At 53.7% G+C, this 12,926-nt stretch carries 8 protein-coding genes and 2 pseudogenes; 7 read left to right on the top strand and 3 right to left on the bottom strand.

From position 1 onward, the window contains the following. Positions 1-92 precede the first annotated feature (92 nt). The 4 genes and pseudogenes from AC1AY0_RS01555 to AC1AY0_RS01540 all read left to right on the top strand — a co-directional run bounded on the left by AC1AY0_RS01555 (position 93) and on the right by AC1AY0_RS01540 (position 4,511). Positions 93-1,727 (top strand): SpaH/EbpB family LPXTG-anchored major pilin, encoded by a 1,635-nt coding sequence (locus AC1AY0_RS01555; protein ID WP_476523393.1) that lies wholly within the window; start codon positions 93-95, stop codon positions 1,725-1,727. A 105-nt stretch (positions 1,728-1,832) separates the two neighbouring features. After that, positions 1,833-2,663, top strand: a pseudogene (locus AC1AY0_RS01550) (class C sortase); the annotation flags it as partial. Positions 2,664-2,712: 49 nt separating this feature from the next. Next, a complete protein-coding gene (locus AC1AY0_RS01545) occupies positions 2,713-3,450 on the top strand; it encodes a cell surface protein (RefSeq protein WP_476525604.1) in 738 nt (245 codons plus the stop codon). 47 nt (positions 3,451-3,497) lie between these two features. Then, on the top strand, positions 3,498-4,511 hold the full coding sequence (locus AC1AY0_RS01540; RefSeq protein WP_476523395.1) for a glycosyltransferase family 2 protein: 1,014 nt from the start codon (positions 3,498-3,500) through the stop codon (positions 4,509-4,511). Positions 4,512-4,557: 46 nt separating this feature from the next. On the opposite strand, the gene AC1AY0_RS01535 is transcribed toward AC1AY0_RS01540, so the two are convergent. Continuing rightward, positions 4,558-5,343, bottom strand: a complete 786-nt coding sequence (locus AC1AY0_RS01535) for a nitroreductase family protein (protein ID WP_476525602.1) — start codon at positions 5,341-5,343, stop codon at positions 4,558-4,560. A gap of 192 nt (positions 5,344-5,535) precedes the next feature. Between AC1AY0_RS01535 and ppgK the strand changes: the two genes are divergently transcribed. The 3 genes from ppgK (at position 5,536) to AC1AY0_RS01520 (ending at position 8,615) form a co-directional block, all read left to right on the top strand. After that, positions 5,536-6,303: a polyphosphate--glucose phosphotransferase gene (ppgK, locus tag AC1AY0_RS01530; RefSeq protein ID WP_476525601.1), complete on the top strand. Its 768-nt coding sequence runs from the start codon at positions 5,536-5,538 to the stop codon at positions 6,301-6,303. A 281-nt stretch (positions 6,304-6,584) separates the two neighbouring features. After that, the gene (locus AC1AY0_RS01525) at positions 6,585-7,790 is read left to right on the top strand and encodes a pyridoxal phosphate-dependent aminotransferase (RefSeq protein ID WP_476523399.1); all 1,206 of its coding nucleotides are present in this window, start codon (positions 6,585-6,587) and stop codon (positions 7,788-7,790) included. A gap of 36 nt (positions 7,791-7,826) precedes the next feature. Then, positions 7,827-8,615: an ATP-binding cassette domain-containing protein gene (locus AC1AY0_RS01520; protein WP_476523400.1), complete on the top strand. Its 789-nt coding sequence runs from the start codon at positions 7,827-7,829 to the stop codon at positions 8,613-8,615. Positions 8,616-8,686: 71 nt separating this feature from the next. Here the strand turns inward: AC1AY0_RS01520 and AC1AY0_RS01515 are convergent. Beyond that, a pseudogene (locus AC1AY0_RS01515) lies at positions 8,687-10,464 on the bottom strand (aryl-sulfate sulfotransferase). A 232-nt stretch (positions 10,465-10,696) separates the two neighbouring features. Next, a complete protein-coding gene (locus AC1AY0_RS01510; RefSeq protein WP_476523577.1) occupies positions 10,697-12,880 on the bottom strand; it encodes a hypothetical protein in 2,184 nt (727 codons plus the stop codon). Between the last annotated feature and the right edge of the window lie 46 nt (positions 12,881-12,926).

Raw genomic sequence — 12,926 nt, 5'->3', positions numbered from 1 at the left:
CCGCAGCTCCGGCTGTGGGCTAACCAATGTCAACCAACGTCGTTTCTCGAAATAGAAGGTCGGGAAGCAACACAAGAAGAAAGGAACCAGTGATGAACTCACTGACCAAAAAGATCGCGGCGGGTGTAATCGCCGCAGCCACGATGCTCAGCATCGCCGGCCTCGGCGCCACCACCGCCAATGCAGCAAATGCCTCTGATGGCGTGATTAAGGTAAACAGCACCAGCGCTGAATTCAACGGCAAGACTGTCACTGCCTACCAGATGTTCACCTACGACAAGGAAGCTGTGGACAACGGTACTGCCACGAATGGCGGTTACAAGCTGATCGATAGCTGGGATGACTTCTTCCTGAACACTGTGAAAGTGGACGGCGCAACTAACGAGAATGTTTCTCAGAAGGCTTACGATTACGTTTCCGGTCTGAAAGATGCTGCTGTGGTTACCTTTGCCAAGCAGGCTTCCGATTGGGCCAAGAGCCAAACGACTCTTACGGATATCACTCATTCAGCTGACGCAACTGAGAATGGCGCCAAGTACACTGCCACGATTGAGAATTTGCCGTATGGTTACTATGTTGTCAGCCCGCAGGGCGGTTCCACCGATACCGATAACAAGCGTGGTACGGATGCAATCCTTCTTAATGTGAAGAGCAGCACTGCTGTGGAACAGGATTTGAAGACCGCGTATCCGACCGTCACCAAGACCGTTAAGAATGGCGGCGAGGATTCCAAGCACAACAGCGCCCAGATTGGCGACACGGTGAACTTCAAGCTCGCATCCACCGTGCCAGACATGACTGAGTACACCAACTACACCTTCAAGTTCACCGATACCCTGTCCAAGGGTCTTACGCTGAACGGTGTTACCGATGCGGCCAATGACACTAAGACCTTCGCTCCCACCGTAAAGATTGATGGTGTCACCAGTGCTTTGGTTAAGGATACTGACTACAACGCTATCGTTGTGGAAAATCAGGATGGTACCACTTCTCTGACGGTCGAGATGCTGAACTTCAAGGGCAAGCAGGAGTACGCCGGCAAGGCCATTACGGTTGAATACTCCGCAACTTTGAATGAGAATGCTGTTGTGGGCAAGGACGGCAACGACAACACCGCTAAGGTCGTCTATAGCAACAATCCGAGCAACACCGACACCGGTGAATCTCAGCCCAATAAGACCTACACCTACGACTTCAACTTCGGTATCAACAAGGTTGACGCTGACAACACGGATACGAAGCTCGGCGGCGCTCAGTTTGAGCTGCAGGATGCTGAGGGTCACAAGATTACCCTCGTGCAGTCTGATGCTACTTCCAACACTTTCCGCCCGAAGACCGCTCAGGATACTTCCGCTGCCCAGGATACTGACGTTAAGACTAATGACAGCGGCGTTCTGAACTTCACCGGTCTGAAGGAAGGCACCTACAAGGTTGTGGAAACCAAGGCGCCTACTGGCTATAACAAGCTCACTGCTCCGATTGAAGTGAAGATTGAGGCAAAGTATGGTGCCGACGGCCAGCTGACTGAGTGGGGTGTTTACAAGTCTGGCGACACTTACTCCAAGAACAACACCACCATCACCGTCGAAAACAAGAAGGGTATTGAGCTGCCCTCCACCGGTGGCATGGGTACCGCTCTGTTCACTGTGTTCGGTGTGTTGATCGTGGCTCTGGGTGCCGGCTGGTACGTGAAGTCCAACCGCAAGTCCTCCAAACACACTGCCTGAGTCAGTTACAGGCTCCCTGAAAGTTGAGAATATCGCTGGCTCCCCTCGTTGAGGGGAGCTGTCCGCGGAAACGGACTGAGGGGAGCTGAGGAAATAGGAACACCTATGAAAAAACTGCGCGGCATTGCGCCACTACTAGTCATTGTGATAGGACTGTCAGTCCTGTTCTATCCAACGATTAGTAATTTCCTCGTCATGAAGAATGCTTCGCGTGCGGTCACCAATTATGATGCCGCTACGCAATCCATCTCAGATGAGCAGTATCAACAGATGCTGGCTGCCGCGCACGCTTATAACGAACAATTGGCCTCAAACAATGCTGGTGCCACAGATGCGCTAGCCGCAGCCGTGAACACTGAAGCCACGAGTAAGGAATACAACAGCCTACTCAATCTCGATGGCGACGGCATGATGGGATACATCACCATTCCACGGCTCAAAGAAACCATGCCTATCTACCATGGAACTGCTGAGAAAGTACTGCAGGTCGGCATTGGTCACTTGGAACAAACCTCACTGCCAGTAGGCGGTGAATCCACACATGCGGCACTCTCCGGTCACCGAGGATTGCCTACGGCCAAACTGTTCACTGATTTGAATCTGATGAAGAAAGGCGACCGTTTCTACATCAAGATTCTCAAAGACACATACGCTTATCAAGTCGATAAAATCACCACGGTGTTGCCCACAGACACCAAGGAACTTGCCATCGAACCGGGGAAAGACTTGGTGACTTTAATCACCTGCACCCCGTATGCGATTAACACGCATCGTCTTCTTGTGCGCGCTCATCGTATCCCTTACACGCCTGAGCAGGCCGAGGAAGCCAAGCCCACATTCCATGTGGACATTCCTCTGCAATACCTCTTGCCATCACTTGGCCTGATCACGTTGCTCATCGGCTGGAATATATGGCAACGACATACGCGCCGCAAAGCAGGCGCCTCTACCACAGACTTCTCACGCAGGAAAGGACGGACCGGACATGGCAAGCATGCATAATCGCTGGAACACTGCCGCAGCGAGGCATATGCTCAGCATGGTGCTGGGACTCACCGTCATCCTGGCAACAGCAATGGCGGGAATCGCAGCCGCCATCATCATCCCGCAAGCGCAGGCAGCCAGTGTAGGCAGCCTCACTATCGATGCCGTATGGGAACGCGGTGAAACCGATGCCACACCGCTCGCCGGCGACACCTATTCCATTGTGCGCGTAGCATCCGCAGACACAGACGGTGCCGGCAATATCGCAGCATTCCACATGCTCGACTCGTTCACACAGTTCAACCAGAACTGGACTGAAATCACATCATCGCAATACCATGATGCGGCAGCCACAATTGCCGCATATGTGCAGCAGCACAACCTGTATACCGAATCAGCAGTAACCAATGCCAACGGCAAAGCATTATTCGCCGGCCTGCCCATCGGGTTGTATCTGGTGGAGCGAACCGGATCGGCGCAAGCCAATAGCCAATATGATTCTGACCCGTTCCTTGTTGCCATTCCTGGCAACGATAATGGCATTGCTCAGCTAGACGTCATTGCGGAACCCAAGTTCGGCGAGCATGAAGACGTGACTCCTCCCAGCACGCCCACAACGAAGCCGGAAACTCCAGCCAACACTGGTTCCGCAGTCAGCATGCTCGCTGTCATCGCCATCGCATTGGCTACTATCGCGCTAATGATTCGGGCATACAGACACCGTGAAATCGACAAGTGAACACCGTCCGTGTTCTCTAGGGAACAAGTGTGCATAGAATGGAACCCATGAGTGAAAAGCACGCTGCACAGCGAACCATCAACAAACTTGCACTGATCGTCACCACTTACAAGCGCCAGCAGCTGCTTGAAGTGCTGTTCGACTCGATTCTGGCATTGGAACAGGCGCCGTGGCGCATCATTATCGTCGATAACGAACATTCCGATCAGACCGCGGATATGGTTAACGAGTTCTCGGCTAAGGTGACTGGCCAGTGGGGGACTACTGTAGCCGATCTTTCCGGCAACGAGGAACGTGTGGTGTACGCGCCGCAAACTGATAATCTTGGCGGTGCCGGCGGCTTCTCCGCAGGTGTGAAGAAGGCCTACGAGCTCGGTGCCGAATGGTTCTGGGTTATGGATGATGATGTGGCAGTACTGCCGGATGCCATTGGCAAGCTTGCCAAGTGGACTGATAAGCATGAGGTGATTCAGGGTTCCCGCTACGACTATGATGGCGGTCCGTTCTACTGGCAGTACGACTTTATTGTGCCGCTGGGTATTCCGAATCCGATTGCTCCGGCTGCATTCGGCCCTGCCGGCTACCGTGTGATGGATACGCTGTGCTTCGAAGGCGGTCTGTTCAATCGTCGTGTGGTCAAGGCCATTGGTCTGCCGGATCCGCGATTCTTCATCTACTGGGATGACACGATCTACGGCTACCGCGCGAGCAAGGTGACTAACCCGATCGTGGTGCCGGATGTGATTCTGCGCCGTACTCGCGAAATCGGCAACTGGGATATTGCCGGCGTGCGCCAGCTCAATTCCACTTCGGATATGAACCGATACCACATCATGCGTAACCGTGGCTACATGGCCCGCTACTTCATGGTGCACGGCGATTTCCACCCACTGATTTTCGGCTTCGGTACATTCCTGACCGCCGTCAAGGAAGTGATTCGCCTGGTGATGGTGGATCGCGAACACGTGAAGACTGGTCTGGGCAAGATTGCCCAAGGCTGGTGGGATTCGCGCAAGCTGCTGCATAATCCCAACTGGAAGCCCATGCCTCCGCTGGAGTAATGCCATAATATTGGCTCCCCTCAGAGAGGGGAGCCAAGCTATACGTTTACTTATGAATAAAGAGGCCGCCATCGCCCCAGGCCCATTGGCCTTGGCCGGCACCAATCTGGAAGTGCAGTTTGGCGATACCCAAGTCGTTCAGTGCATGATGCTCGTCGCCTGCGGTGGTATCGATATGAGCGGCAGCTGTATCATCATCCGGGTTATACGAGAACGTAATCGGCTGACGATTCATAGCACTTGGCGCCTTCATCGCAGCCTCAACACCAGCCTTGAACCAATCCGGAGCCTGCGCACGAGCCTCATTGCTCATCGTGGCAGTGAACTGCTCATACGTTTTGCTGGAGCGGTGATTACGCTGACGCTCACACAGCTCCTCATACGTCATCGACTGATAAGCCAGATGATTCTTCGGATGACCAACCACCACACCAAGCAACAGCTCCTCGTTCTTGGAGATACGGCAATGCTTAGCAGCTTCAGCCTTATCCCAAGAACCAGCCACCCACAATGTGCCAAGACCGCGAAGCGTAGCAGTCAGCACCACGCGCTCGGCATAGAATCCTGCACGCTCCTTGGCCTGCTCATCACCCTTGGGAACAACGAGAGCCAAATAATTTGCAGCACCAGTCAAATGACCGGAAGCATTCGCTTCTTCGAATACTTTAGGCTGATTCAGCACCAGCTGAATATTCACATTGCCGAGCAGGTTAACTGGCTGCAATGCCATTTCAAGCTGTCGTGCCGCATCATCATCGATAGGCTCGTCATCATAGGCGCGCACTGCGGTACGAATATTAATCGCATCAATAAGTTGGTTATGTTCTGCCATGCCTTCATTATCACTCGATTCAAGTTTGAAGAGCAGCTGCAACGCTCGTTTTCCTGCGTGTGTTGCCGAATATTTATCTACGTACTTTCTGCATACGGTTGCAAAGCATGGTCACAATCTTTGGATTGTGCTTTGTGCGGCGTTACACTTAGGGCAAAGTGATTCCTCGTCGCAACGAAAGGAAGGTCAACGATGATTGAAACTGCTCAGGCTTTTGGCGTTGACATTGGCGGTTCCGGTATCAAGGCCGCTCCAGTCGATCTGGTTAAGGGCGATTTTGCCGAACCGCGTCTGAAGATTCTGACTCCGGAGGTTTCTACGCCGCAGGCTGTGGCCGCTATCGTCAAGCAGCAGCTCGATCACTTCGAAGTTCCGGAATCTGCTCCTGTGGGCATTGCATTCCCTGCTCCGATTAAGCCCGGTCAGAAGCTGGACTTCATGGCCAACCTTGACCAGTCCTGGATTGGCGTGGATGTTACCGAAGTCTTCTCCGAAGCATGCGGCCGCCCGGTCGTCGTGGTGAATGACGCCGACGCTGCTGGCCTTGCCGAAGTGCAGTATGGTGCAGCAAAGGGCCAGGAAGGTCTTGTTATCGCCACCACGCTGGGTACCGGCATCGGCACCGCTCTGATCTACAACGGCCAGCTGATTCCGAACACCGAGCTGGGCCACATTATCTTGAGCGCTAAGCATCTGGATGCTGAAAAGTACGCTTCCTCCGCTGTTCGCGAGAACGAAGACTTGGACTACAAGAAGTGGGCCAAGCGTCTGACCAAGTACTACGGTCTGATGGAGAAGTACTTCAACCCGGACCTGTTCACTGTTGGCGGTGGCGTGAGCCGTGTCAGCGAAAAGTTCCTGCCGTACGTGGACATCAAGACGCCGATTGTGCCAGCAAAGCTGCGCAACCAGGCTGGCATCGTAGGCGCCGCCTACTACGCCAGCACCAAGCAGCAGTGATTTCGCCGGCATGTGCTTTCCAACTCCCCTCCCCGAGGGGAGTTTTTTGTTGGGGCTTTTACAAAGCCATACTCTTTGCGACGCATTCCCCGGAATGTAGTGCAAATATGGTTCATTTGCGACGCATTCCCCGGAATGTGCTGTATTGGGGCGTGATTTATGCCAATTTTCGCCTCTTTCCGGGAATTGCGTCGTGAGGGGTGCCTGTTTGTGACGCATTTCCCGGAATGCGTCGCGCAATTCACACAATCAGGGTGGGCTAGGTTCTAAGGTAAAAGGCTATGACTGTGCATTTTTCCTCCCGCGTGGATATCAGCGCGCCGAATCCGATTGCTGCCGCCGAAGCTCAAGCGAAAGCACAAGGCATCGCACTAGGCAAGCTCAATGATTCCAACCCTACGCGGCATGGTCTGGCTCCAGCATTGGTGCCGAGCATCTATACCGCTGATCCGCGTGGCCCCAAGACTGCGCGCGAAGCACTGGCCGCATTCCTTACCAATGGCGGAGCGGTGGAAGACTCGTCAACGCAGAAGCATGCTCCCAGTGTGTCTGCGGATGATCTCTATATTCTGAGTTCCACATCCGAAGCCTATTCGTGGCTGATTAAACTCTTGTGCGACCCCGGCGACGCGGTACTGGCTCCCAAGCCGGGATACCCGCTGATTGAATCCATTGCCCGACTTGAAGGCGTGGAAACCGTGGAATACCAGCTGCAATTCGACGGTTCCTGGTTCATCGATACCGCATCGCTTGCTGAACTGCTCGACTCGCCGGAAGGTAAACGCATTCGTGCATTGGTGCTGATCAATCCCAATAATCCTTCTGGCTCGTATGTAAAGCCTGATGAGCGCAAAGCCATCGTGGAACTCTGCAGCAGTCACGGCATCGCATTGATTGCCGACGAAGTGTTTTATGACTACAGTCTTGAACCATTTGCAGGCAATGCGCGTCTTGCAGGAGAGCCTGGTGTGCTCACCTTCGCATTGGATGGCTTCTCCAAGATGCTTGCCGCTCCTCACGCCAAAGTGGGGTGGATTCAAGTGTCGGGGCCAGCGGAGGATGTGGCTGAGGCAAAACGCCGACTCGATGTTATTGCTGACGATTATCTGCCGATGAGCGATATCATCGCCGAACAAATCCCCGCATTATTGCAGGCTGCTCCTGCACAAACCGCACGAGTAGGGGAGCGTGTGCGCGGCAATCTCACCCAGCTGCATGAACTGCTGGCCGCCGACCCCAATGGTTTGGTCAGCGTATTGCGCGCCGAAGGTGGCTGGAATGTACTGCTGCGAGTGCCGTCGATTATTGATGAAAATGAGCTGGTGCTTGCGCTGATCGATCGATATAAGCTCAGCGGACAGCCCGGATACTTCTTCGACATGACTTCCAATGGATATCTGGCCATTTCGCTGCTGCCCGAGTCAGAAGAATTCGCGCATAATGTGCGAGCAATACTGGACGTCACCGCACATTTTTGCGGCTGCTGATTCAGCGAGGGGATTGCACGGCATACAATAAGGCCCATGGGATTCTTCTTCAAATCCAAGGAACTACCGCGCCCGCACATGCTGACCTTCCAGCTTAATCAGGCAGGGCATACGTATGATGACGGTCAACTCGGTCTCGCGCCCACCACGCTCGCCATTAGCGAAAAACGTGTGGCGATTATCGGGCTGAACGGAGCTGGCAAATCCACGTTGCTCGGGCTGTTGGACGGCAGCCTCAAAGCTTCGACTGGATCAGTGACCATTACGGGCGGCGAAGAACAGCTAGACCCTGCCTCCAAGCATGATGTGAAGCGCATCAATGATTTGGTGGGTATCGTTCGCCGCGAGGAGATTCCGAACTCGTTCTACAGGGCGGAGAATATTTCTGAAGCGGTTTCCGAGGCGTTGAAGAAGCATAAGATTCCGGAAGGTGAGCGTCAGGCTCGCATCGGGAATCTTTTTGCGCATTTCGATTTGGCGCAGGTTTCTCGAGCTAAGGCCAGTGAGCTTGACTCATTGAAGCGTCATTTGTTGGCTATTGCAGCGGCGTTGAGCTTCGAACCCAGTGCGATTGTGGCAGATGAGCCCAGCAAAGGCTTGGATGAAATCGGCACGGCGCATGTGGCGAAAGCATTGTTCAGCTACGACAAGCAGGTGATTTTTGCCACGCATGATACGGATATGATTCGCAAGCCTGAATATGCAATCGACCGTGCACTCGTACTGGACGAGCACACGGTCGTGTTTGATGGCAGCCCGAAGGATGCTGTGGCGTTTTATGAGGATTTGATTCGCCGCAAGTATGAGGAGGCGAAAGGGCAGTAGTATATGCTGTCTCTCCCTCCGTCATCGCTGCGCGATGCCACCTCCCTCGTCAGAGGGAGGCAGAATATGAACTACGCGAAGTAGAAGCCTCGGAAACCGTATTGGTAGACGCGGTAGATGTATGCGGTGCTCAGGGCCATCGTGTACTGGGCCTTCAGATTGCCGCTGTCATCGTAGACGCCGAATACGCCCTGCATGCCGGTATCCACCAAGTTGAGATCATCGGAAATCTCTTCAGCGGAAGACACATACGGGGAGTATGGCACGTCGAAGGACTGCACTTCGGTGTAGGTTCCGGCATTCTCATCCACCAGATACTTGCGGAATTGGGAGTTTGAATCCTTATCCTTGGAGGATTGTGCGGTAGAAATACCGTCGATAACCGTCCAATCGAAGTCCGGACGAGTCATCGCATAGCCGAAGTTATTATCGAACATGTAGATGTAATACTGTCCATCAGCCAGCGAGGAATCATACTGGACGGTAATGGAGTGCTGGCCACCGGTATCACCGAAGTCGCCCACCTTGGTCAGGAAGGAATCCTGCTCGCTCATGCCATCCCATACGCTCTTTTCACCAATCATGTAATCAAGCGTCGGCGTACCCTCAATGTCATTGATCTTGATCATTGTGGAAGTTTCACGAGCGGACAGCAGTGCGGAGCCATCGTCCATAAGCTGAATGGTGTTGAAGTGAATCCAATCCCAACGGTTCTTGGCGGTCGGATCAGACTCATCAATACCAGAGTGATCGGTGGACTGCTTGTAATCATCGAACAGCTCACCAAAGTCCACCAGCTGAGTCACCTTGCCGGTAGTGGTGTCGACCTTAATCACCTGATCCTGCACAGCGTGATCGCTACGCTTCAAATCAGTGGCCAAAGACACGATATTGCCATCGGAATCCAATGCATAATCGTGATGCAGAATGAAGCGATCGCCCAAGTCAATGTCTTGACAATCTTGCCGAGACGGTTCATCGCCACGAAATTCTTCGTCGAAGCAGACAGCCACATCAAGCCATTGTTATCGAACAGCAGACGGTGAGAACGGTAGTAGAGCACTGGCACTTCGCCGCGCAGTACGCCGTTCGCATCGTAGTAATACATGAAGTCCTGCTCATTGGAATCATTGCCCAAAATAGCGTACAGACCATTGCCCAGCTCACCCAGCGTGGAGGAATCCGGCACCGTAGTCTGTTCAAGCTGAACTTCCTCGCTGCCCAGCAGCTTCGGCCCATTCTGCGTAATCGTGCGGGTCGTCTTCGTACCATCCGTAGCAGTAATGGTCAGTGTCACCGTGTTCTTGACCTGAGGAATCAGACCCAGCACGAGGAATTCATGCGTGGTGGAAGCCAACGAATCCTCAGACACCATGGAGACCACAGAGTCCTCATCCGAAGCACTGGGGCTTAACGTATCGCCGGTTTCGCTTTCCGAACTATTAATAGCGGCGCGAATAGCATTTGCAGCTTCATCACTGGTCACAGCAGTGGCCGTGTAATCCGGGTAGCCATCTGCAGACACCGTATAGCTCACGGTAGAAGCCTGATCCGTGGTGAAATACACGTACATGGATGTGGTGTTGGTGCCGTACGGATTCACCTTGGTGTAGATGTTATCCACCGTACGCTGTTCTTTATCTCGCTCTTCGGTGAGCTGTTCGTCCATCATGGACTGGTAGTCGGTGGTGTAGATGTTTTCCACCTGAGCGTTCAATCGCTCAATGCGCTGCTGCTTGATGGCTGCGCTGACATCCTCTCGGTAGAACAGACATAAGCCCAGTGCGATGGCGATAGTTATAACGGCGGCTGAAATTTTAAATATGCGTGCGCGCATGGTACTGGACATGGGAATCCTCACGATAAGGCGATACAGCAATGAATTACATCGGTTACATTATGGCTCGAGACTTGGAGAAAACTAAGGAAATTGCTGGGCGGACGCTGAAGTCTGCCCTGAGATTGGCTTGATAAAGTACGTAGTTTGCCGTCAATAGTTCTGTAGAGACTGCCATTGTGTTGTCTCAAATGATTCGTGCGATGATTCATCAGCTGAATCATCGCTCGATAGCACAAGTAATTTAGAGCAGTGAGAACCAGGACTGCACATCATGCCACAACACTGGATTGTTGGTGATTAGGGCATCGTCGCGGCCTGACACGAAGCAGCTGAGCAGCGTTATGGCTATCGTGCACAAAACTGAGAGCAGCAGAACCCAGCGCATCAGCCAGCGCCAGGGCGTCACATGAGTAATGCCGTCTCCGGAAGCGGCATCATTCGCTCCAGCCAGCGATCGGCTCGGCTCGCGGCCATTCACCAGCCATAGGGTTCCCGGCACTGCGGCCAGAGCAGCAATCCAACCGAAATCAGCAAGATAACGCCAGCCGAGACCTCCTACAGAACCATCGAAGATAACAAGCGCGCCGGCCAGTACCAGGCAGCTCAACAGCAAGGGGCGCATGCCGTGCGTTTCCAGATTTTTCAAGAATGGCAGTACCAATGCCAGCAACATCAGTGGTGTGGCGGTGAACAATGAGCCCACCATTACCTCGTAATAGCCCCAAGTGGGCATTGGCGCGGGGGAGAGCGCCAGCCAGGGGAATTGATGTGTGAAGCGTAGGGGAAGGAGCAGGTAATACCAAATCATGTAGGGCATATCTACTGCAGGTGTAGCGTACTGCGTCATATCGGAAACGGTGAACTGGTAGGCGTTGCCGAAGTTTAGCACCGAACCGAACCGCACCTTATTCCACATCATCAGCGGCGCTACAACCACAATTGCGGGAATAATCAGCGCAGCCGGAGCGCGCAACGCTGTAACCGGTTTGACTGAGCGCCAAATCAAATCACTGATCATCGCGCGAATTTGCGGCCAGAACAGAGGGAAGGCCAGTAGCGCGGCCAGAGTGAACGTTGGACGGCAGCCAAAGTTCGCCGCAATACATACCGAGCCGAGCGCCAATCGAGGCAAAGACAGCGGTGCGGCATCGCCGGCACGCCAGCGGTCAGCGGCCAACAGCGGTCGGGAAGAAGTATCAGCACCGAGCCAGAACCATAAGCCCAGCGACGTCAATGCCAATGATGCGGCAAACGGCACTTGATAGAAATTCGTACGATACGCCAGATAACCCACCTGCGCGCCAAGCAGACCAGAAACCACCGTCAGCGAAGCGGCGGCAATGGAAGTTTTCGGCATCACACGATGAATCAGACGCAGCATCAGCATCGAGAAGAAGATGATAAACAGCAGCACCAGGAACTGTTCAGCAGCGCCGGTGGGCAATACGCGGCCGGTGATGAGCCGGTACGGAGCGTACAACAATGCTGCGGGAACCACGCCGAAATAGGAATACCAGTGACCGTTGTAATACGCGTAATCCCAATAGATGGGGCTCACTCCGTCTTGCAAAAGCTGAAGACGCGTGGCCACATCATACGGATTCTCAACCTGCGTCAATTGGCTAGGCACTTCAAGATCCAGCCAAGGGCGGCCGGCAATCAGCGAATCCGCAACATGCGCGTATTGGTCAAAATCGTAGGTGTAGCCGCCTGCCGTATGGAATGCCAGAGGCGTGGCATACAACAGCTGCCAGATGATAGAAGAACCGAATGCCACAACGGGAATCGCCATGATTGCGGCGAATGCCAGTCGCTGGCGTGCACTCGCCGGATTCAACGTAATGCGCCACAGTTTCGACCCTGGCCGCCAGAGCGCAATCAAGACAAGCACCAGTGCCATCGCAGCTACACGCATCCAATTCACAGCAAAAGGCACCTTGACATTGGCGCGAGCATCACTGATAGGCACAATCGCTCCGCGTTCCTCCTGAATCCATACGCGGACGATTCCGGCACCGGACGCTTTGAGATAATGACTGCGTTCAGAGGCCGGGCTTAACGATTGGGTGCTGCCGGTATTGCCATCGATATCGATGCGTACATGAATAGCGTGCACCGGCGAGAACACTTCAGCATCATTATTGGCTTGCGACTGTTCGTGCGCGGATTGCTTCGCCTGTTCGATAACCGTGTTGCTCACTGTATCTATGCGGAGAAAATCCGAAGTACCATCCGCTGTGAGCTCCAAATAGGCATTAGTTGGGTCGGTGACGGTCAGCATGCCGTCATCAGTGCGTTTCAGACCGCTGCCAAGCGAATTATGCACGGCATTAGTATCAGTGCTCGCGCCAAGCGTGCGCCAAAACGGCATGTTGAATACAATGCACTCCATTGACGCGATGACGGCCACCGCGGCCAGCAGCATAATCAGCGCATGGCGGAGCCGTTTGGCGATATGAATGATCGCGGGC

Source organism: Bifidobacterium sp. LH_416 (assembly GCF_056357055.1).
Note: the sequence above shows the minus strand (reverse complement) of the source record. Positions and strands in the feature narration are given on the sequence as shown.